Here is a 20,424-nt window from a genome sequence, read left to right as displayed (position 1 = left end):
CTCGGGGCCAATAAAAAATTGCCTGGAATCGCGTATCGGCTATACATTTATGCATGGCATCGAATCTGAACTGGGAACTCTACCGGACTTTTCTCGCGGTGCTCACCGAGGGCTCGCTCTCGGGCGCGGCGCGCGCGCTCGGCATCACGCAGCCCACGGCGGGGCGGCACGTGGCGGCGCTCGAAGCCGCGTTCGGCCAGCCGCTCTTCACGCGCTCGCCTGCGGGCTTCCTGCCCACTGAAGCGGCGCGCATGCTGCGCGGCTACGCCGAATCCATGCGCAGCACGGCGGCGGCGCTCGAACGTGCCGCGTTGGGGCAGGGCAATGCCATGCGCGGCGTGGTGCGCGTCTCGGCAAGCGAGATCGTGAGCGTGGAAGTGCTGCCGCCGGTGCTCGCGCAGCTAGGCCGCGCGCATCCGGAACTGGTGGTGGAACTGGTGCCGTCCAACCGCGTGCAGGATCTGCTGCAGCGTGAAGTGGATATCGCCGTGCGCATGACGCAGCCGCAACAGGAGATGCTGATTGCGCGGCGCATCGGCGAAATTGAGGTCGGAATGCACGCGCGCGACGACTATCTCGCAGGGCGCGGCACGCCGAAAACGCTCGCCGATCTCGCGCAACACACGCTGATCGGGTTCGACACGGTCACGCCGTTCTTGCGCGAGGCCATGCGCAAGCTGCCGTACCTGAAACGCGAGGCGTTTGCGCTGCGCACCGACAGCGACGTTGCGCAGTTGGCGATGATACGCGCGGGCTGCGGCATCGGCATGTGCCAGGCCGGCGTCGCGCGTCGCGATGTCCGGTTGCGGCGCGTGCTGCCGCGCGTGTGCGCCTTCAAGCTGCAAACCTGGGTCACGATGCACGAAGATCTGCGCGGCAACCGCCGCTGCAAGGCGGTGTTCGACGCGCTCGCGGGCGGTCTGGAAGCGTATATCGCGAGCGCGCGCGGCTGAGGCCGGGATGGCGTTACGCGGTCGCGACCTCGATAACGGGTTCGCAGCGGACCGGGAAGTTAACCGAGTTCGCGACGTAGCACTTCTCGTGTGCTGTGTGATGGAGTTGCGCGGCAAGGCTCGCATCGTCGCCTGCGCGGATCGTCACGCGCGGGCGCAGCACGACCTCGGTGAAGCGCCCGGGTTCGGGGCCGCCGTCGGTCATGGTGCCTTGCGCCTCGTCCACATAGGCGAGCACGGCGATGCCCGCATCGGCGCAAAGGTGCAGATACCAGAGCTTGTGGCACGCGCTCACCGAGGCCACGAGCAGCTCCTCGGGGTTCCAGCGCGTGCGGTCGCCGCGAAACGCGGGGTCCGACGAACCGGGGATGGCGGGCTTGCCCGCCGCTTCGATCGTGTGGTCGCGGCCGTAGTCGCGATAGCCTGAAGTGCCCGTGCCACGATTGCCGGTCCATTGCACCGTTACCGTGTATTGATGCTCCGTGTGCGCCATTGACGTTCTCCGTGCGGTCGGTCAGCGCGCATTATCCCACTGGCGCGCGAGTCCGGCGTCATGCCTTGACGTCCGGCACCGGCGTGCTGGCCTGCACGACGCGGTTGCGTCCGCCCTGCTTCGCCAGGTAGCGCCGTTCGTCGGCCACGTGCATGAGCGCCTCGTAGTCGATTGGGCCATCCACGGGACTCGCGGCCACGCCGATGGACACCGTGAACGCGATGGCTTCGGGATGTTCGGTGCCGGCGGGCACGGTGACGTCGCGCGTGTGGCCCTCGATCGCGAGGCGCACGCGCTCGGCCACGGCGGTGGCGGCAGCGAGATCAATATCGGGCAGCAACGCCGCGAATTCCTCGCCGCCCATGCGCGCGGGCAGATAGACGCCGCGCAGGTTGGCGCGCAGGATCGCGGCGAAGATCGTCAGCACGCGGTCGCCGGCCGCGTGGCCGAAGCAGTCGTTGACGCGCTTGAAGAAGTCGATGTCGAGCATGAGCACCGCCATGGGAGCCGGCTGCTGCGTCGCGCGGTTCGCGCGTTCGCGTGCTTCGGCGAAGACTTCCTGAAAGCGGCGGCGGTTCGCGAGCCCCGTTAGCGGGTCGCTGCGGGCGAGCGTTTCGAGCCGCGCGCTCGCCTCCACGTAGTGCCCGAATATATTGGTCACGATGCGCAGCGTGCCGATCAGCAGCAGGCCGAGCACGATCCACGCGGCAATCACCGGGCTGCCCAGCACGCGCCGCGCGGTGGCGATCGTGAGCTCGGCGTTGTCGGTGGCCGCGAGCAGGATCCAGTGCGACTGGCCGATGCGCCGGTAGAGCAGGTACTGGCCGTCGCGTTCGAGATAGCCCGAGCCTTGCCGCATCCACGTATCGACCGATTTCGCCGCCGTTTGCAGCAGGCTGGGGCTAAAGCGTGCCGGACGCTGTGCGATGACCGCGCCGTTGCGGAAGTACACGATGCTCCCGTTGGTATTCAGGAAGCCGAACTCAAGGGGGGCGCCGTCGTCTTCGGTGTTGCCGGTGGAGAGCTGCAGCGAAAGCAGGCGCGACTGCGTGATGTCCATCACCACCACGCCGCGAAACTGCTTGCCGAGATAGACGGGCGCGCTCAAGGTGGAGACTGCCTCGCCATCCTGCAGCCCGGTATAGACAGGCGTCCAGAGCACCTCGCGTCGCGGATTGTGCTCGGGCAACTGGCCCCGGTAGTAATACATGGTGCTGAAGCGGCGCAGCAGCGCCGGCGTGCTGATGCCTTGAGGCTCGGGTGAACTCACGAACATGCCGTTCGGCGAGATGAAGGCCACCGCGCTGCGCATGGCGTCTGCCTGGTGGCTGATTTCCACGAGCGGGCTGAGCGCCCGAGCGAGCGCGATGTCGCCGGGCAGCGTGGCCTCGTCGCGATGAAAGCCCTCCTGGCCCGCAAGTAGTTGCGCAGCGCCACGAGGTGGCGGCGCTCGGTGTCGATGAGCGCATCCACGCCCACGGCGCGCACTTCGAGGTCGCGCTGGCAGTTTTGCAGGTCGGAGCGCGCGAAGTTGTAAAGCTGGTGCAACCCCACGAGCGTCACGAGCGCCATGGCGCCGACGAAGCATAGCGTCACCACGAGACGAGGCCGTTTCATGACGATGCTGGAGAAACGGTCGGGCCGGCTTGGGTCTGACGTGCGCTACGCACTGTGCTGCATGGTGTCCCCGACATTACAAAGTGTACGGGTATGTGTCGGCCGGCTGTCCGGTCCATCGTCTGGCGCATTGGCCTGGTCTCATGCGCGAAGCATGGCAGCGTAAAATCATCTTCTCCGATCCAATGCCCCCGATATCCGCCTGTCCAACGGTCTTGCAGCGCGGCGCAGCAATCGAGCCGCAGCGGCAAGCCGCGCATTGACGATTCATCGCGCATTTTTGTGTACAGTTATGTGGTATTTCGCGAAAAAGTCGTCGATTCAAGCGATAATCGCAACGATGAACTTGTTGCGCGTGGCGGCCGGCAGGTAAACGAAAAAAAGCTGCACGGGGACGCTTTTGACCGCCGTATTCAACACTGCCTTGCGCGCCTGCGCACGCGCCGTTCGACGAAAACAAGAATCACGCGACCCATTTATGTATTCGATCTTGCCCGCGTTCGTATCCGCCTTGTTTCTCGGGTTCGGCGTGTACGTATTGCTCACGGAAGGTGTGACGCGCCTCTCGCTGCCGTTTGCGGCGATGTGCGGAACCACCTTCGTCTGGCAAGGCACCTGGGCATTTCTGTTTCAGATTTCGGAGCCTGGCCTGGCGGGCGCGCTCGTCAAGTTCGGCTACCTGTTCATTCTGTTTTTGCCCACCACCTTCTATCACTTCGTGATCGAAGTCGCCGCGCGGCGCAGCGAGCGGCCGCTGCTGTTTGCCTCGTACGGCTTGTGCATCGTGCTCGCCATGGCGCTCGCGGTGAGCGATGAGGTGATCTCGGGTTACGGCAGTTTCTTCTTCGGCAAGTATCCGCGCGCGGGGCTGCTGCATCCGGTGCACGTCGCGCAGACGGTGCTGCTCGCATTGCGCAGCGCCTGGCTGCTGTTCTCCGCGCGACGCCAGAGCCACGCGCACGACCGCCGCAAGCTGCTTGATCTGTGCTTGCTGAGCCTGTGCCTCTATGGGGTCGCTGCTTCCGACTACGCGGTCAATTACGGCCTGGCGTTCTATCCGGTGGGCGCAGTGTTCATCGCCTTGAGCCTCGGCATTCTTGCGGTGACCATCGTGCGCTATGGCCTCATGCGGCCGTATTTGCTCGCGGCGACGGTGGCGCACGAAGTCGCCACGCCCCTGGCGGCCATCGGCATGCACGCCGAGGAAATCGGCAACGTGCTGCCCGAGCTCATGCGCGGCTACCAATTGGCCGTGCAGCACCAGCTATGCGTGGACGGTCTGTATCCGGGGCAGTCGGAGCGTCTTTCGTCGCTGGCTTCTTCGATACAGCGGCAGGTGGACAGCACGAGCACCGTCGTCGAAATGTCGCTGGCATCGTTCACGCTCGACCGGCTCGACCGCCGCAGCTTCGAGGCCTACTCCATCCGTTCCTGCGTGAACGCGGCGCTCGAGCGCTTTCCGTTCCGTCCGGGCGAGCGCGAACTGGTCAAGGTGTTGCCCATCGACCCGCAACTGGAATTTTCGGGCTCCGATTCGCTTATCGTGTTCGTGCTCTTCAACCTGCTCAAGAACGCGCTCTTTGCGATTCACTCGAGCGGCAGCGGCAGTGTGCAAATCTCGGCCTCGAGCGAGGACGGCTATTGCGTGCTGCGCTTTGCCGACAACGGCCCGGGCATTGCCCCCGACGTGCTTCCGCATATTTTCGAGCCGTTCTATTCCACCAAGTCTCACGGCAAGGGAGCGGGCATGGGGCTCGCGTTTTGCCGGCGCGTGGCCCAGGCGCTGGGCGGCGCGATCGCCTGCGAGTCCGAGGCCAACGTGGCGACCACGTTTACGCTGCAACTGCCCGAACCGGGGTCTGCCGCCGACCGCGCGCTTCACGATCCGGGGGGCAAGCCCCGCCGTTGGACGGCGGGGCAGGACTACGTGGGTTGAATCAATTCACGTTTTAATTCGTCCCTGCAGGCAGGACGAGTTCATATTCCTTGACGCGCTCGATGATCCCCGGCGGAAAACGGCGAATCCGCTTGTCGGTGCCAGCAAAGAGAATCTGCTGGTAACCGAGCGAAACGGGGCGCCCGTCCACGCAAAAGCGAAACACCAGATAGGCGGAGCATTGGCGCACCTGGAAGGTGTTCAGATAGCAATCGACGCGTTGAAACGGAAACGTCTCTTGCACATATTCCTGGTGCGCGCGCTTCGTGACGAAGACGCCGCCCGCCGCAAGCAGATTATTGTGGATGCATTCGTGGAACCAGCGCTCGCGGCAAATGCCCTGCCATTCGAAATAGCGGGCGAAATAAGTGTTCATGAAGGCATTCGAGTCCTTGAGGTAAATGTCGATGACATGATGGAAGGTCTTGCTCGGCGTGGCTTCCATGATTTCCGTGCTAAAGCCGTTGGCGCCACGGGAGAGCACGGAAGGGATCGATTCACGGGCATTCATTTCAATACTCCAGTTGGAATTGGCCGCCGGCGGCGGCCACGCATGTCCTCGATGTTTGAAGACATGCGCCAATTCTCTGCGCGTTCCCTTGCCGCCAAAACCGCCTTGATCACATAGTCGCGAGGATCTTTCAGTTGCTTGAGCTTGACAGCTTGCGATAGTCGTATGCAAACGCGCAGGCGAGCGCGGGCGCAAACGATCAGGCGGGTCCGGGCGCACGATGAAGATCGCCTGCGGCGAGCGCAACGGTTGCCGCGTGCGCCCGCAAGGCCGCATAATCTGGCAGCCGGCGGCGCGCCATCCGCAATGAGCAGCATCGATTCGCGCCGTGGGTCTGTTGCGAGCACCGAGGCCATTACATGAGTTCCATCGTCAGACAGCCGGTTTTCTACCCCGTATCCGTGGTTTTTCTCGACGACAGTGCAGACTTTCTCCATGCACTGCGCGGCTTCTTCCCGAATGCCTTCACGCATCATTTCTTCACCTCGCAGTCCGAAGCGCGCGCGTTCATCGAGGCGCAGGGTGCGCGCGGCGCGGGCCACAGCCCGACCTCGGGCGAGCTATGGTCGGAGTTCGAGAAGCGGGGCGGCAATGCGCTGGGCAAGGACGCGCTGGCCGACGCCAGGCGCTTTTTGCAAGTCGCGGCCATCGTGGTGGACTACGACATGCCCGGGCAGGATGGGCTCGAATTTCTCGCCTCGGTGAAAGATGCAATGAAGGACGCCAACTGCACGCGCATCCTGCTTACCGGCACCGCCGACGAATCGCATGCCGTGGATGCGTTCAACGCGGGGCTCATTCACTTCTACCTGAAGAAGTCCGACCCGGGCATGGCGCGCAAGCTCGCGCAGGCGCTTGCCAATGCGCAGCGCAAATTCTGCGCGGGGCACGGGCATATCGGCGTGCACGGAGTGGGCGCGGCCTATACGGACCGGGGCGTGGCCGAGGCACTCGATGCGCTCGTGCTGCGCGAGCGCATCGTCGAATATTATTGGCGGCCCGAGCAGAACGCAGTGCTCACGTTCGATGTAACGGGCCAGGCGGGCGTATTTCTGGCATGGGACGCGCACGACTGGGCGGCGCAATGCGAGGTCGTGACCGACGAGGGCGGGCCCGCCGCGTTGCGCGAGGAAATGGAAGAACGCCGCATCATGCCGGTGTTCTGGCCCAACGAAGCGTACCGGCCCGGCATGGCCAACGTGGAATTTGCGGTGCCGCAGCCAGTGCCGGGCGCGCCGGATACCTGGGTCAGCTGGACCCGTATCGGCAGTGCGGACGTGGCGCCGGAACTCGTGCCCTACGCGAAGTGGTTGCGTATGCAACGGATGCACTGACTTCGCGCTAACTTCGCGATGTAATGGTTGGTGTGGTAGCGTGTCTGGCAGGCGCGCAGCCACAGGTTATCCCCCGGACACTCCCATGCAGACCACCGAACTCGCCAACTGGAACCAGTTCATGGAGCTGACGACGCAGCTCGACGGCTGGGCATTTCGCGGGCAGCAGAACGCCCAATGGCGGCTGGAGAGCTCGCTTTCACGGTACATGCGCGATTTCGTGGGCGACCGCGGCCAATGGCGTGCACGCGAGGAGCGCGCGATTCGCGTATTTCGCCGCAAGGCGCACAACTTTCTCGCGCATCCCGGCATACTCGCCGACGATCTGCGCTGCCTCGCGCTCATGCAGCACCACGGCGCGCCTACGCGGCTGCTGGACTTCACCAAAAGCCCGTTCGTGGCGGCCTTCTTCGCGCTCGAGCGCGCGACTAGCGACGCCGCCGTCTATGCACTGAACACCCCCGCGCTCTGGAACAATCGTGCGCGTCCGAAAGCCGATCCCGTGCTCACGCGCGACGTGATCGACCCACGCGTGCCCGGGCACTTCGAGCGGTATTTTTTCTGCAATACCAATGAAGTGCTGTGGTCGGGCGAGCCCACCGAGATGGACGACCGGCTCGTGGCCCAGTCGGGCACTTTCGTCGTGCCTGGCGTGATCGACAAGCCCTTGCAGAGCATTCTCGACGGCTACGAGAGCAACGAGGAACTGCTGCATCAGATCGTGCTGCCCGCGCGCATCCGCATGGACGCGATGAAGTGGCTCTACCGCATGAACATCACGAACGCTTCGCTGTTTCCGGGGCTGGACGGGCTCGCGCGCTCGATCGGCGTGGAGCTGGAGATCGTGTGGTCGGGGATGATGCAGGCGCAGCAGTGAGGGGAGTTACAGGGCGTCTATGCCTTCGCCGCGCGCGTCCAGATCGTCCTGCAACGTGCGCAGCACGAAATCGGCGCGTGCGGCCACATCGGTTTTGGGTACGAGCGTGATTTTGTAGCCGAAGGACGGCCAGGCGGCGAGCAGGCGTTCGTATTCTTGCGTGGCGCTCGCGAAGTCATGACGCCGCGCGTCGTCCTGCACATAGATCTCGGGCCACGGTGGCGTGACAAAGACCCGGTGGTGATAGTGCCGTTGCGTGCCGCTCGCCCCTGCGTTAAGCGGACGTCCTTCGAGATGCGCTCGCGCGGCCAATGCGTCGATCAGGCCGCGATCGAAAAAGACCAGCCACAGGCGCCATGCGTATCGACGCTTGCCAGATCGGCATGCGCGAGGTCGATAGCGCGCAACAGGAAAGCGCGCAGATCGACCCACGGCAGCGCGTGACCGTTGCTGCGCAATTCAGCTTCGACGATGCGTCTGCCCGGCTCTTCCACCACTGCATGACCGCGCTGCGCGAGTTCGGCGAGCAGCGCGGATTTGCCGCCTCCCGAACAGCCGGAGATGACCACACGGCGATCCCCATGGCCGCGCCGCGCGCTCACGACGCCTCGGCGCGCGGCAGATTCAGGTTCGGCGCAAGACGCGTTGCCTTGAACTCCGTGACGGCATAGGTAGCGAGCCCCTGTTCGGCGAACGGATCGGCGGCGAGGATGGCGTCGAGCCGCGCACGCTCCATGTTTGATGCGAGTATCACACCGCCGTCGCGCGGCACCTTAGGTCCTGCGGCCACGAAATGACCGGCGGCGAACTGCGCGTTGAGATAGTCCCGGTGGGCCGGCAGGGCGTCGTCGATGCGGTCGAGCGAGGCGGTGTAGGTCAGCGAGACGATGTACATGGGGCGCTCCAGATTGAATTCCTGTAGCGCATTGTAGTGGCTCGGCGTCATCGCGGGAGTCACCGCGTGCGCCGCGTTTTGCGCGGGCGGTCCGCTCGCCCCTTGCCCGCATTCACGTCGGGGGCGGCATCCCCGTACTCGGGCGGACGCTGGGGCATGCGCATGAGGTCGAGACGCTGCCCGTAGTGCGCTGAGGCATGGTCGGACGCATTCGAAGGCGGAGCCGTACCCGCGATTGGACTTCGTTGCGCGGCAAGCGTACGCTGGGCAGCCTGCTGGCTGCATCGGCACCACGCCTTACCGCCTTACGCTTTACGCCTTACCGACAGGGAGCCCATCGTATGAAACCCCGCATCAGCGTCATTACGCCAGGCGTCGACGATCTCGAAGCTTCATTGCGCTTTTACCGCGAGGGTCTGGACTTACCCACCGAAGGCATCGTGGGCAAGGAGTTCGAGCACGGGGCCGTCGTGTTCATCGACCTGCAACCCGGCTTCCGTCTGGCGCTCTGGCCGCGCGCGAGCATGGCTCACGACACTGGGCTGGCGGTGGGGCCGGCCAGCCCTACCGAGCTAAGCCTCGCTCACAACGTTGCTTCGAAAGCCGAAGTGGATGCCGCCATGGCGCAAGCGGCTTCGGCTGGCGCGCGCGTCGTCAAGCCCGCGCACGACACATTTTGGGGCGGCTACGCAGGCTATTTCCAGGACCCCGATGGGCATCTCTGGGAAGTCGCCTGGAATCCGCAGTGGCTTGAATCAACTCCCTGAAGGCGGCGCCTGTGCCGTTCAGCACCACACGACGCGATCGTATGCGACGGTGCGCCGGTAAACGTTCTTGCCGAGCCAGCTCGAATATTCCATGTACGCGCAGTCGAGCACTACGATCCAGTTGGTCACGTTCATTTTCTTCCCCCATCAACCATCGTTGTTTGAATGCAAGACTAGTCTACGGCCGCGATTCGTGGGACGAATTCACAAGCAAAGCGAGGTAAACCGCTCAGTTCTCGCATTTGCGTTGCGTGCCCGCAACTGTGCCGCCCAGCGCATGCCTTGCCGGTCTCCTGCCATTTGACGCCGCAACTGCGATGCCTGGGCGAGCTCTATGAGGCGAGGCCCGCGCCGCCGTTGCCGCTTTTCTATAACGCCGATCCCGCCTTCGGTCCCGCGGCCGCATAGCGGCTCGCGTCCTGGAAGAAGGCGCGTTCGGCGGCCTTGTTCATCACGAGAATGCTGATGCGCCGGTTCAGCGGGCTGTCCGCGGCGTCTTTGTCGAGCGGCAGCACGTCGGCCACGCCGCGCACCTGCAGCAGCCGCTCCTCGTGCAGGTGGCCCGCCACCAGTGCGCGCCGCGCGGCGTTGGCGCGCTCGCTCGAAAGCTCCCAGTTCGAATAGCCGGCGAGGCCGCCCGAATACGGTACCGAATCGGTATGGCCGGCGATGGATACACCGCTCTCCACGTCGTTCAGCGCGCTGCCGATCTCTACGAGAATCGCGTGCGCGTAGTCTTCGAGCTTCGCGCTGCCAGTGGCGAACATTGGGCGCTTGAGCGAGTCGACGAGTTCGATGCGCAGGCCTTCGTCAGAGATCGTGACGCGAATCTGGTCCTTGAAGGCGCTGAGCGCGGGTTTCTGCTCGATTAGCGTGGCGAGCCGCGCCTTCAGTTGCGCGAGACGGGTGCGGTCGCTGGCCGAGGCTTCGGCGTTCAGGCTGGGTTTCGCAGATACGGGCACCGCACGCGCCGCCGATGGCTGGGCGTTGGCACCGCCTATGGCGGGCACCCGGTTCGAGAGATCGTGACCGCCGCCCTCGATCACGCTCGGGCTCGGGTTTGCCGAATTGGGCTTGCCGCCCAGCATGCTGGAGAGTGGTGTGTTGAAGTACTTTTCGATGCCGTCGCGGTCGTACTGCGAGGTCGAGCCGAGCAGCCACATCAACAAGAAGAACGCCATCATGGCCGTCACGAAGTCGGCATAGGCAATTTTCCATGCACCGCCGTGGTGGCCGTCGTGGCCGCCTTTTTTCACGCGCCGCACGACGAGCGGGGGCTTGCTGCTCTCGCTGTCCCGCGCGCCGCGTGCGCCTGGCTGTCGTTCGGCCATGTTTCGTCTCCCCTGGCGCTCAGGCCTTCACGGTTTTGGTCGCGCGCACGGTCTCGTCGAGTTCCTGGAAGCTCGGGCGATCGGCGGTGAAGAGCACCTTGCGGCCGAACTCCACGGCCACCGACGGCGCATAGCCCGCCAGCGAGGCGAGCAGCACGGCCTTCACGCATTGATACGGCTTGGACGCGGCGCGGCCCTTGGCATTGAGCAGATCGGCGAGGGGGCCAACGAAGCCATAGGCGAGCAGGATGCCGAGGAAGGTGCCCACCAGCGCCCCGGCGATCATCTCGCCGAGCACGGCGGGCGGCTTGCCGACCGAGCCCATCGTATGCACGACGCCCATCACGGCGGCCACGATGCCGAACGCAGGCAGGCCGTCGGCCATTTTCTGGATCGCGTTGGGCGCGACCGAGACTTCGGCGTGATGCGTGTCGAGCTCCTCGTCCATCAGGTCCTGCATCTCGATGGGGTTCACGTTGCCGCTCGACATCATGCGCAGGTAGTCGACGATGAAGTCGAGCAGGTGATGGTCGGCCAGCACGCGGGCATATTTCTGGAAGATCGGGCTGTTTTCCGGTGCTTCGATGTCGGCTTCGAGTGCCATCATGCCGTCCCTGCGCGCCTTTTGCAGGAGCTCGTAGAGCAGCGCGATGAGCTCCAGATACTGCGCCTTGGTATAGCCGCCGCCCTTGAAGCAGGTCGGCAGCGCCTTGAGCGTCTTGCCGAGCGTCGCGCGCGGGTTGCTCACCACGAAGGCGCCAATGGCCGCACCGAAGATGCATAGCAGTTCGAAGGGTTGCACGAGCGCGGGTAGATGACCGCCCACGCCCACGAAGCTCCCGATCACCGATCCGAGTACCAGGATCCAGCCGATTGCGACGAACATGATGTTTTCCTTTGCTCCCTGAAAGTCAAATGGCTCTGCGTCGCGCGGCATGAACGCTGGAGTGGCGTAGCGCGAATTTTGCTGCTTGCGAGCGTGATCTCATGATGGTTGCATTCACATGAATGCATGGCCATCTTTACGGCGGCGGCACGCATTGCTGAAGCCGGTCGAGGACATTTTTTTGCGGGGCTGGATCAATTCGCGGCTTCAAATAGATTTGGCATCCGAAGCAATGGAAGAAAATTGCCGAAGCGCGCGACGCATGGGTGGGGAAAGCGTCGCCGCACCGCTCGCGCAGGGCGGGCTGAATCCGCACTTACCCGAAGCCCTTAGCCCGAAGCACGGAACTGGGGCCACAATCCGCCACGACCCGGCGGGCGCGCGGCGGTACAATCCGGGCTTCGCGTTCCCGCCGGGCGCGCTTCCCGCACGCCGCGCACCGCACGGCAACGCATCGCAATGACCCCATCCACGCAGCCCCAACTCATGCAGACCACGCCAACGCAGACCACGGCCACGCCGCTCGACCGGCTCATGGAGCAAGTCCTCGCGTTCCGCGACGCGCGCGACTGGCAGCAGTTTCATACGCTGCGCAACCTGATCGTCTCGACGAGCATCGAGGCCGGCGAACTGCTGGAAACGATCCAGTGGAAGGACGACGCGCAGATTGCCGCGCTGATAGCCGACCCGCAGGGCCGTGCGCACCTCGAGCAGGAATGCGCCGATGTGTTTATCTACTTGTTGCTGGTCGCGCATACGGCCGGTTTCGATGTGGTGAAGGCAGCGGCGGACAAGGTGAGGCTGAACGAAACCCGCTATCCAGTCGACAAGGCGAAAGGCAATGCGAAAAGGCATAGCGAGCTTTAATGCGTGAATGGCGCACGGAACGAGGGCTCAAGCCTGCGCGCTCGCTTCGGTCTCCTGGCGCGGGCGCAACCCGCTCACCGCGGCAGTCAACCCGTGCCCGTCCGCATTGTTGCGCAGCACGAGCTGCAGGCCGTGACGCTGCGCGATGCGTATCGCAATCGAGAGGCCGAGCCCGCTGCCGGTGCCTTGCACATGGCTCGCGCGATAAAAGCGGTCGAGCACGCGCTCCAGATCCTCCTCCGGGATGCCGGGCCCGTTGTCGATGACCTCGAAGCCCAGCTGCTCGCCGGTGCGCGTGAGCACGAGATCGATCTTGCCGCCGCGCGGCGTATAGCGGATGGCGTTGTCGAGCAGATTGTTCAACAGCGTGATGAGCCCGTGCGGGTCGGCGGCCACGTTGCAGGCATCGCCTTCGGTCACGGGCGCGCGCATTTCGAGGCCGAGGTCGATGTCCTTATCTTCGGCGAGCAGCGAGAAGTCTCCGATCGCCTGTTCGCCGAGCCGGCGCAGACTCACCACGGCGACGGGCAGCGCCGGCTGCGCGTCCTCGCGCGCGAGCGTGAGCAACTGCTGCACGAGCCGGATCAGGCGGTTCAGGCGGGTTTCGATGCGCCCGGTCGTGTGCGGCTCGCCGGTGAGCGTGCCGTCGCGCAGCGCCGCCTGCAACTGGAGCTTGAGCGCCGCGAGCGGCGAGCGCAGCTCGTGTGCGGCGTCGGCGATAAAGGTGCGCTGTGCCTGCGAAGCGGCGTTCAGGCGCTGCAGCAGGTCGTTGAGAGCCTCCACCAGCGGGCGCAGCTCGATGGGCACCGAGCCGTCCAGTCTGATCGGCTCCAGCACGTTGTACGAGCGCGCGGCCAGCAGGGTGGAGAGGGCGCCGACGGGCGCGAGGCCGCGCGCGACCACGAGCAGCACGAGCACGATGGCCACCGGCACGAACAGCGCGAGCGGCCAGAGCGTATGCAGTGCGAGGTGCAGCGCCAGCGTTTCGCGCACGGAAATCGGCTGGGCCACTTGCACGAAGCGCGCGGTTTGCTGCACGCCGAAGGTGCGCCAGTGTGTTTCCGCCCGCTCGATCGTATGGAATCCTTCCGGATTGCGCGGCAGCGGCGCATCGTGCGAGGTGTGATAGACCGGCGTGCCGTTGGCGTCCCAGATCTCGATGAGGATGCGGTCGTCGGCGATGCCCTGCAGGTCGGGCGCCGCGTGCGCCGTATGACCTGCGGTGAGGTTCGACGGCAGCGAGAGCGCCACGGCGCGCAGTTCGTAGTCGAACAGTTCGTTGGCTTCGTCGTGCGCAGTGTGAAAGATGCCGAAGCCCGCCACCACCGAGCCGGCCGCGAACCCGCAGATCAGCCAGCCCAGCAGCCGGCGGCGGATCGATCTCATTCGCCCCTCTTGAGCCGATACCCCACGCCGCGCACCGTGACGATCTGGTCCGCGCCGATCTTGCGGCGCAGGCTGTGCACGTGCACTTCGATCGTGTTGCTGCCCACTTCCTCGCCCCAGCCGTAGAGCCGTTCTTCGAGCTCTGCCTTGGTGAACACGCGCGCGGGCTCCTCGATCAGCACGTGCAGCAGCGCGAACTCGCGCGGCACGAGCGAGACCGGCTCGCCGCGCTGGGTCACCTCGTGCGCGGCCGGGTCGAGCGCGAGGTCGCCGTGCTCGTAGACCGGCTGCTTGCGGCCCGTGCGCCGCCGCAGCAGCGCGCGGGCGCGCGCCGCGAGTTCGTCGAGATCGAAGGGCTTGACGAGGTAGTCGTCGGCGCCCGCGTCGAGTCCGCTCACGCGGTCGGTCACGCTGTCGCGCGCGGTGAGGATCAGGATCGGCGCGTCGCCGCCGCGCCGGCGGTAGGCGGCCAGCACGCTCACGCCGTCTTTCTTCGGCAGGCCCAGGTCGAGCAGCACGAGGTCGTAGACGTCGTTGGCGAGCGAGAGTTCGGCCTCGCGCCCGTCCTTTGCCCAGTCGACGGCATAGCCTTCGCGGCGCAGCGCGTCGAGCACGGGCTCGGCAATCATTTCGTCGTCTTCGACGAGCAAGAGACGCATCGTGTTGCTCCAGGTTGCTGCTTCGATCCGCAATTGTCGCTCAGTTTTAGTTGCACACATGGCACAGCCTCCACGTCTTCTGCTGCTTCAGCCGCTCCGGTGCCGTGTCGTGCGTGCCCGTGCCCAGCAGCACGAGCGACCTCTGCCGATCAAGCACGAAAAACGCGTGTACCCCGGTGCAGAGCAGGCGGCGCATTGTGAAGGGAAAACGCTTACGACATCCTTAAGGGGCGATCGGGCGCGCCATCATGCTGCGTAGGCAAAATGAAAGTCGCGTGCAATGGGCTATGCTTGTTGCTGGCGACCCGCTCGCAGCGCGAAGCGGCTTCGGACGCCAGCCAAGACAGGAGCGGAGGCGATGTCCTACAAGGAGACGATTGGTTCGCGCACGTACCGTTTCGCGGACCTTAAAACCTTGCTCGCCAAGGCGGGCCCGCTGCGCAGCGGCGACCAGCTCGCGGGCGTGGCGGCCGCAAGCGAGGAGGAGCGCGTGGCCGCGAAGATGGCGCTCGCCAACGTACCGCTCAAGACCTTCCTGAATGAGGCCCTGGTGCCTTACGAAGAAGACGAAGTGACGCGACTGATCGTCGACACGCACGACGAGGATGCATTTGCGCCGGTCTCGCATCTGAGCGTGGGCGATTTTCGCAACTGGCTGCTCTCGCCCGCAGCGGACGCCGCGACGCTCGAACGCCTGGGGCCGGGTATCACACCGGAGATGGCCGCGGCGGTCTCGAAGCTCATGCGCAACCAGGACCTCATCGCAGTGGCGAAGAAGCGCCCGGTGGTCACGCGCTTTCGCAACACGGTGGGGTTGCCCGGGCGCATGTCGGTGCGCCTGCAACCGAATCACCCGACCGACGACGTGAAGGGCATTGCCGCCTCGATGCTCGATGGCCTCATGTACGGCTGCGGCGACGCGATGATCGGCATCAATCCGGCCAGCGACAGCCTCTCCGCCGTCGTGAAGCTGCTCGCGATGATCGATGAGTTCCGCGAGCGCTTTCGCGTGCCGACGCAGTCGTGCGTGCTCACGCATGTCACCAGCACGATCGCGGCGATCGAGCAGGGTGCGCCCGTCGACCTCGTGTTCCAGTCGATCGCGGGCACCGAGAAGGCCAACGCGAGTTTCGGTATTTCGCTCGGGCTGCTGGGCGAGGCCCGCGAGGCGGCTCTCGCGCTCAAGCGCGGCACCGTGGGCAACAATCTCATGTACTTCGAGACGGGGCAGGGCAGCGCGCTTTCCGCCAATGCGCATCATGGCGTCGATCAGCAGACCTGCGAAGTGCGCGCCTATGCCGTCGCGCGCCGCTTCGAGCCGTTCCTCGTGAACACGGTGGTGGGCTTCATCGGCCCGGAGTATCTCTACGACGGCAAGCAGATCATCCGCGCCGGGCTGGAAGACCACTTCTGCGGCAAGTTGTTAGGGGTGCCGATGGGTTGCGACATCTGCTATACGAACCACGCGCAGGCCGATCAGGACGACATGGACACGCTGATCACGCTGCTGGGCGCGGCAGGCATCAATTTCATCATGGGCGTTCCCGGCGCGGATGACGTGATGCTCAACTACCAGAGCACCTCGTTTCACGACGCGCTTTATGTGCGCGATGTGCTGGGCTTGCGGCGTGCGCCCGAGTTCGAGGAGTGGCTGGAGACGATGGAAATTGCCGACGCGCACGGCGCGCTGCTGCCCGTCTCGGCGCGCGTGCCGCTGCTGGCAGGGGCACAGGAATGGCTGGATAGCGCAATGGCAAACGGGAATGGAGCGAGCCAATGAGCGACGCCGTCGAAAAGGATCCATGGGCTGGCCTGAAGGTGTTCACGAATGCGCGCATCGCGCTGGGACGCGCGGGCAATGGCCTGCCGACCGCGCCGCTGCTCGCATTTAATCTGGCGCACGCGCAGGCGCGCGATGCCGTGCATCAGCCGCTCGATGTCGAGGCATTGCGGCGCGAACTCGAAGCGGCGGGTTTCGCGACGCTCGCCGTGGCAAGCGCCGCACCCGACCGCGAGCATTACCTGCGCCGCCCCGATCTCGGTCGGCGGCTCTCGGACGAGAGCCGCGCCGCGCTGGCCGAGGCGGGCAAGGCGAGCAACGCGGGCCCCGACATCGTGTTCGTGGTCGGCGATGGGCTCTCGGCGTTAGCCGCCGCAAAGCAGGCCTTGCCGCTGCTGCAAGCGGTGCGCGAGCGCTTGAACGCAGACGCTGCTGCGGGCCACGGCTGGCGTATTGGCCCGATGGTTGTGGCGCGCCAGGCGCGCGTCGCGCTCGGCGACGAGATCGGCGAGTTGCTGGGCGCGAAGCTTGTGGCGATGCTCATCGGCGAGCGGCCGGGCCTGAGTTCGCCCGACAGCCTGGGCGTGTATCTCACCTGGGCGCCCAAGGTGGGCTGCCACGATGCCATGCGCAACTGCATCTCGAACGTGCGGCCCGAGGGCCTGCCCTACGATGGAGCTGCGCACAAGCTGCACTACCTGCTCACGCATGCGCGGCGGCTCGGGCTCACTGGCGTGGGCCTCAAGGACGATAGCGACACGCCGCTGCCAAGGGCGCGAGACGCGGCGCGGATCGGGCCAACGTAGCCGGGAATGCGCAAGCCACCCATTCACCCGGCGTGGCTCGCGAGCGAATTCATTCGGATAACGGATGATTGGCCGGGCGCGCCACGAATTTGCCTGGACTCGTGCCCGTGAGCCGGCGAAACATGGCGATGAACGCCGACGAAGTCGCATAGCCGAGATCGAGCGCCACCGATTCCACGCTGCGCCCCGCTTGCAGCAGCGGCAACGCGCTCACGAGACGCAGGCGCGCGCGCCACTCGGTCAGCGACATCCCCAGTTCGCGCTGCGCGTGGCGCATCAGCGTGCGCTCGCTCATATGGAACGCGGCGGCGAGCTCGGCGAGCGGGCGGTTGTCGGCGGGATTGCCGTGGAAGACTTGCAGCACGGCGTTCAAGTCGGGGTTGTCCGCGTGCGGGAGATAGCTGCCGGTGGTGGCGCAGGTGGAGAGCAGGTCCACCAGCACGCGCAGCAAGCGGGCGCGCGCTGGCGACTCGCTGCCGTCGTGTCCGGCCGGCGGCAACGCGCGCAAATGGTCGAGCATGCTGCGCACGAGCGGCGAGACCATCATCGCGCAGGTGTGCGCAGGCATCGCGCTGCACAGCTCGCGGCTGATGTAGACCGAGCAGTGCACAGTCTCCGCATGATTGAAGCCGACGTGCTCGGTGCCTGGCGCAATCCACAGGCCCATGTGCGGCGGCGCGAGAAAGTATTCCTCGCCGGTTGTGACCTCGGTGATGCCGCTGAACGAGTAGACGAACTCGCCCCACGGATGCCGCATCGTCGGATAGCGCGCGTGCGACGGCAGGTGCTCGGTGCGGAAATAGACCGGCACGGGCAGCGTGTCGGCGAACGGCGGCGGGCTCACGTGCTGCGGCACGTTGCGCGCGCTCGTGGCGGCCGGAGGGCGGGATTTCGGCATAGTGGGAATGGAAGCGAGCAGGCGGGGATGGCGCACGAGGTCTGCGCGACTCCGCCGAAGTTTCTCGATGTTTGCGCGTAGTATTCTTCGCTACGCGTTGGGCAGCGTTCTACGCAAGGCCGCGAAAAACAGCTCCGATTGCAATCGCTCGCCCTGCATCTGGCTCGCGAGCCGTTGCGCGAGGTCGGCGGCCACGGGCCGCAGCGCGCGCCCGGTCGAGCGTGCGAGCACCTGCGCCATGCATGCACGCTCGAGGTAGTAGAGATCGTCGAACGCGTAATCGATGCGCTCGCCGCATACCACCACGCCATGGTTGCCGAGGAAGCCGATGTCCTTGCTGCCCAGCGCGTGCGCGATGCGCTCGCCTTCCTCGGGGCCGAGCGCGAGACCGTTGTATTCGCGATCCAGCGCGATGCGGCCGTGGTAGCGCATGGCGTTCTGCGAGAGCGCCGTGTCGAGCCCGCAGTCCTCGGTCAGTGTGAGCGCCGTGGCGTAGGGCATGTGAGTGTGCAGAACACAGATCTTGCCGGCGATGCGATGGATCGCGGCGTGGATGAACATGGCCGTTGGCTCCACTTCGTGCCGGCCCGCGACCACCGCGCCGGCCGCATCCACGATCGCGACGTCGTCGCCGCCGACCTCGCTCCACATCAGGCCGCGCGGGTTCAGCAGGAAGAGCCCGTCCTCGCCGGGAAGCGCGACGCTGAAGTGGTTGCAGACGCCTTCGCCGAGGCCGTAATGCGCGGCTGCGCGCAGTGCAAGCGCGAGATCGGCGCGCAGCTTTTTGACGCCTGGGTGGTGAAAAATGGCCGGAAACTCGTTCATCCTCCGATCTCCTGTTCGGGCCGGGCGTTTTCAATCTTCGTGGCGCGTCGCTTGCGTGCCCGGCGGGCTCCAGTTTCCGGGCTTGCGGCGTTGATGTCCAGCCCAGCCGGGGAGATTGATTCGATCGAGCAGCCGGAGGCGCCTTCAGTGGACGCGCGTGGAAGCGTGCTGAACGTGAGCTTGCTTTTGGCGCTGCTGATGGCGCTGGTTCAGCCACGACGCCACCACCACGAAAATCGCCAGCGCGCCCGTTGCCGCGGCTTCGGTCCGGTGATCCTCGCCCATCAGCATCACCACCAGCACGCCGCAGATGAACGCAATCACCACCCACGTCAGCCACGGAAAGCACCACATTTTCAGCTGCAGGTCATCCTTGACCATGTTCAGTTTCCCGCGCATCCGCAACTGCGAGACGGCGATGACGAGGTACACGAGCAGCGCGATGGCGCCCGACGTGGCCAGCAGGAAGCTGAAGACGCGCTCGGGCACGAGGTAGTTCGCGATTACCGTGAGAAAGCCGAACGCGGTGGAGGCGAGCACGGCGGCACGCGGCGTGCCCGCGTGGTCGGTCGTGCGCAGCAGGGCCGGCGCATCGTGGCGCACGGAGAGCGAAAAGAGCATGCGCGACGCGGTATAGAGCGCCGAGTTCAGGCAGCTCGCCACGGCCAGCAGCACGACCATATCGATGATGGCCTTCGCGTGCGGCACGCCGATCAGTTCCATGGCGCGCTGATACGAGCCCTGCGAAGTCAGGCCAGGATCGGTCCACGGCACGATGGCCGTGACGACGAAGATCGAGCCGAAATAGAACAGCGAAATGCGCCAGATGACCGAGCGGGTGGCGCGCACGATCTGCTGCCGCGGGTTGCGCGATTCGGCGGCGGCGATGGTGACGATTTCCGTGCCCATGAACGAGAACATGGTGGTCAGCATGGCCGCGAGAACGGCGCCGATTCCGTTGGGCATGAAGCCGCCGTTTTCCACGAGCCGCGCGGCGCCCGACACGCCCGAATTCGGCAGCACGCCAAGGATGGCCGCGCCGCCGATGCAGAGAAACACGATGATGGCGACCACCTTGACCAGTGCGAACCAGAACTCGAATTCGCCGTAGTTCTTGACCGAGAGAAGATTCGTGACGGTCAGGATGAAGGTGATCCCGAGGGCGTAGACCCACGTTGCAATCGAGGGAAACCACGCGTTGAGGATGGTGGCGGCGGCCGTGGCTTCGATGGGGATGACCAGCACCCAGAACCACCAGTACAGCCAGCCGATCGTGAAGCCGGCCCAATGGCCGATGGCCTGGTCGGCATAGGTGGAGAACGAGCCGCTGTCGGGCTGCGCCGTGGCCATTTCGCCCAGCATTCTCATGACGAGCACGACCAGCACGCCCGTGAAAATATAGGCAAGCAGGGCGGCCGGGCCGGCCTCCGCGATCGCGTGGCCCGAGCCCACGAACAACCCCGCGCCGATCACGCCGCCGATCGACATCATCGTGACGTGCCGCTGCTTGAGTCCATTGCTTAATTTAGCGTCGTTCGATACCTGCATGTTGTCTCCAAAGTCAACCATCTGATTCCAATACGGCGCGCAGAGTCTCGTTTGC

Annotated in this window: 23 protein-coding genes; 9 read left to right on the top strand and 14 right to left on the bottom strand. The window is 65.3% G+C overall.

Annotation, left to right across the window (positions count from 1 at the left end; genetic code table 11):
• Positions 1 to 53: 53 nt before the first annotated feature.
• Complete coding sequence (locus P5W98_RS30730; protein WP_421028219.1) at positions 54 to 953, top strand: LysR family transcriptional regulator; 900 nt, start codon at positions 54 to 56, stop codon at positions 951 to 953.
• A gap of 13 nt (positions 954 to 966) precedes the next feature.
• Here the strand turns inward: P5W98_RS30730 and P5W98_RS30725 are convergent, their stop codons facing one another.
• From P5W98_RS30725 to P5W98_RS30715, 3 genes are read right to left on the bottom strand one after another with little or no spacing between them, the layout of a single operon-like run.
• Positions 967 to 1,446: an OsmC family protein gene (locus tag P5W98_RS30725; protein ID WP_421028218.1), complete on the bottom strand. Its 480-nt coding sequence runs from the start codon at positions 1,444 to 1,446 to the stop codon at positions 967 to 969.
• A gap of 58 nt (positions 1,447 to 1,504) precedes the next feature.
• Positions 1,505 to 2,827 (bottom strand): diguanylate cyclase, encoded by a 1,323-nt coding sequence (locus P5W98_RS30720; protein WP_421028759.1) that lies wholly within the window; start codon positions 2,825 to 2,827, stop codon positions 1,505 to 1,507.
• Complete coding sequence (locus tag P5W98_RS30715) at positions 2,713 to 3,063, bottom strand: hypothetical protein (protein WP_421028803.1); 351 nt, start codon at positions 3,061 to 3,063, stop codon at positions 2,713 to 2,715. Before P5W98_RS30715 ends, P5W98_RS30720 begins: the two co-directional genes overlap by 115 nt.
• A gap of 478 nt (positions 3,064 to 3,541) precedes the next feature.
• Between P5W98_RS30715 and P5W98_RS30710 the strand changes: the two genes are divergently transcribed.
• A complete protein-coding gene (locus P5W98_RS30710; RefSeq protein WP_421028217.1) occupies positions 3,542 to 4,999 on the top strand; it encodes a sensor histidine kinase in 1,458 nt (485 codons plus the stop codon).
• 13 nt (positions 5,000 to 5,012) lie between these two features.
• Here the strand turns inward: P5W98_RS30710 and P5W98_RS30705 are convergent, their stop codons facing one another.
• On the bottom strand, positions 5,013 to 5,510 hold the full coding sequence (locus tag P5W98_RS30705; RefSeq protein WP_421028758.1) for an acyl-CoA thioesterase: 498 nt from the start codon (positions 5,508 to 5,510) through the stop codon (positions 5,013 to 5,015).
• Positions 5,511 to 5,869: 359 nt separating this feature from the next.
• Between P5W98_RS30705 and P5W98_RS30700 the strand changes: the two genes are divergently transcribed.
• Both P5W98_RS30700 and P5W98_RS30695 read left to right on the top strand, forming a co-directional pair.
• Complete coding sequence (locus P5W98_RS30700; RefSeq protein WP_421028216.1) at positions 5,870 to 6,844, top strand: response regulator; 975 nt, start codon at positions 5,870 to 5,872, stop codon at positions 6,842 to 6,844.
• An 85-nt stretch (positions 6,845 to 6,929) separates the two neighbouring features.
• Complete coding sequence (locus P5W98_RS30695; RefSeq protein ID WP_421028215.1) at positions 6,930 to 7,721, top strand: FRG domain-containing protein; 792 nt, start codon at positions 6,930 to 6,932, stop codon at positions 7,719 to 7,721.
• A 6-nt stretch (positions 7,722 to 7,727) separates the two neighbouring features.
• Here P5W98_RS30695 and P5W98_RS30690 read toward each other — a convergent pair whose 3' ends face one another.
• From P5W98_RS30690 to P5W98_RS30680, 3 genes are read right to left on the bottom strand one after another with little or no spacing between them, the layout of a single operon-like run.
• Complete coding sequence (locus P5W98_RS30690) at positions 7,728 to 8,153, bottom strand: AAA family ATPase (protein ID WP_421028214.1); 426 nt, start codon at positions 8,151 to 8,153, stop codon at positions 7,728 to 7,730.
• On the bottom strand, positions 8,042 to 8,323 hold the full coding sequence (locus P5W98_RS30685) for an AAA family ATPase (protein ID WP_421028213.1): 282 nt from the start codon (positions 8,321 to 8,323) through the stop codon (positions 8,042 to 8,044). The genes P5W98_RS30690 and P5W98_RS30685 overlap by 112 nt, the downstream gene beginning before the upstream one ends.
• On the bottom strand, positions 8,320 to 8,616 hold the full coding sequence (locus P5W98_RS30680) for a YciI family protein (RefSeq protein ID WP_421028757.1): 297 nt from the start codon (positions 8,614 to 8,616) through the stop codon (positions 8,320 to 8,322). Before P5W98_RS30680 ends, P5W98_RS30685 begins: the two co-directional genes overlap by 4 nt.
• Positions 8,617 to 8,957: 341 nt before the next feature.
• Here P5W98_RS30680 and P5W98_RS30675 point away from each other — a divergent pair, with 341 nt between their 5' ends.
• Positions 8,958 to 9,383 (top strand): VOC family protein, encoded by a 426-nt coding sequence (locus P5W98_RS30675; protein WP_421028212.1) that lies wholly within the window; start codon positions 8,958 to 8,960, stop codon positions 9,381 to 9,383.
• 368 nt (positions 9,384 to 9,751) lie between these two features.
• On the opposite strand, the gene motB is transcribed toward P5W98_RS30675, so the two are convergent.
• Together motB and motA are read right to left on the bottom strand one after the other, a co-directional pair.
• Positions 9,752 to 10,714: a flagellar motor protein MotB gene (motB, locus tag P5W98_RS30670; protein WP_421028211.1), complete on the bottom strand. Its 963-nt coding sequence runs from the start codon at positions 10,712 to 10,714 to the stop codon at positions 9,752 to 9,754.
• A gap of 19 nt (positions 10,715 to 10,733) precedes the next feature.
• Positions 10,734 to 11,600 (bottom strand): flagellar motor stator protein MotA, encoded by an 867-nt coding sequence (gene motA / locus P5W98_RS30665; protein WP_421028210.1) that lies wholly within the window; start codon positions 11,598 to 11,600, stop codon positions 10,734 to 10,736.
• A 154-nt stretch (positions 11,601 to 11,754) separates the two neighbouring features.
• Here motA and P5W98_RS30660 point away from each other — a divergent pair, with 154 nt between their 5' ends.
• Together P5W98_RS30660 and P5W98_RS30655 are read left to right on the top strand one after the other, a co-directional pair.
• Positions 11,755 to 12,063, top strand: coding sequence for a hypothetical protein (locus tag P5W98_RS30660; protein WP_421028209.1), 309 nt, complete (start codon positions 11,755 to 11,757; stop codon positions 12,061 to 12,063).
• A complete protein-coding gene (locus P5W98_RS30655) occupies positions 12,060 to 12,467 on the top strand; it encodes a nucleotide pyrophosphohydrolase (RefSeq protein ID WP_421073395.1) in 408 nt (135 codons plus the stop codon). Before P5W98_RS30660 ends, P5W98_RS30655 begins: the two co-directional genes overlap by 4 nt.
• A 27-nt stretch (positions 12,468 to 12,494) precedes the next feature.
• On the opposite strand, the gene P5W98_RS30650 is transcribed toward P5W98_RS30655, so the two are convergent.
• Both P5W98_RS30650 and P5W98_RS30645 read right to left on the bottom strand, forming a co-directional pair.
• Positions 12,495 to 13,853, bottom strand: a complete 1,359-nt coding sequence (locus tag P5W98_RS30650) for an ATP-binding protein (protein ID WP_421028207.1) — start codon at positions 13,851 to 13,853, stop codon at positions 12,495 to 12,497.
• Complete coding sequence (locus tag P5W98_RS30645; RefSeq protein ID WP_421028206.1) at positions 13,850 to 14,512, bottom strand: response regulator; 663 nt, start codon at positions 14,510 to 14,512, stop codon at positions 13,850 to 13,852. The genes P5W98_RS30650 and P5W98_RS30645 overlap by 4 nt, the downstream gene beginning before the upstream one ends.
• Positions 14,513 to 14,870: 358 nt before the next feature.
• Here P5W98_RS30645 and P5W98_RS30640 point away from each other — a divergent pair, with 358 nt between their 5' ends.
• Together P5W98_RS30640 and eutC are read left to right on the top strand one after the other, a co-directional pair.
• Positions 14,871 to 16,292: an ethanolamine ammonia-lyase subunit EutB gene (locus P5W98_RS30640; RefSeq protein WP_421028205.1), complete on the top strand. Its 1,422-nt coding sequence runs from the start codon at positions 14,871 to 14,873 to the stop codon at positions 16,290 to 16,292.
• Entirely contained in the window at positions 16,289 to 17,098 is an 810-nt protein-coding gene (eutC, locus tag P5W98_RS30635; protein WP_421028204.1) for an ethanolamine ammonia-lyase subunit EutC, read from the top strand. Before P5W98_RS30640 ends, eutC begins: the two co-directional genes overlap by 4 nt.
• A gap of 49 nt (positions 17,099 to 17,147) precedes the next feature.
• On the opposite strand, the gene P5W98_RS30630 is transcribed toward eutC, so the two are convergent.
• The 3 genes from P5W98_RS30630 to gabP all read right to left on the bottom strand — a co-directional run bounded on the left by P5W98_RS30630 (position 17,148) and on the right by gabP (position 20,369).
• Complete coding sequence (locus P5W98_RS30630; protein WP_421028203.1) at positions 17,148 to 17,996, bottom strand: AraC family transcriptional regulator; 849 nt, start codon at positions 17,994 to 17,996, stop codon at positions 17,148 to 17,150.
• Positions 17,997 to 18,086: 90 nt separating this feature from the next.
• Positions 18,087 to 18,821 (bottom strand): aldolase, encoded by a 735-nt coding sequence (locus P5W98_RS30625; RefSeq protein ID WP_421028202.1) that lies wholly within the window; start codon positions 18,819 to 18,821, stop codon positions 18,087 to 18,089.
• 144 nt (positions 18,822 to 18,965) lie between these two features.
• Positions 18,966 to 20,369 (bottom strand): GABA permease, encoded by a 1,404-nt coding sequence (gabP, locus tag P5W98_RS30620; RefSeq protein ID WP_421028201.1) that lies wholly within the window; start codon positions 20,367 to 20,369, stop codon positions 18,966 to 18,968.
• Positions 20,370 to 20,424: the final 55 nt, after the last annotated feature.

The sequence above is a fragment of the Paraburkholderia sp. A1BS-2L genome (assembly GCF_051125205.1).
Taxonomy (GTDB): Bacteria; Pseudomonadota; Gammaproteobacteria; order Burkholderiales; family Burkholderiaceae; genus Paraburkholderia.
The sequence above is the reverse complement of the archived record's forward strand: the minus strand, read 5'-3'. Positions and strand labels throughout refer to the sequence as shown.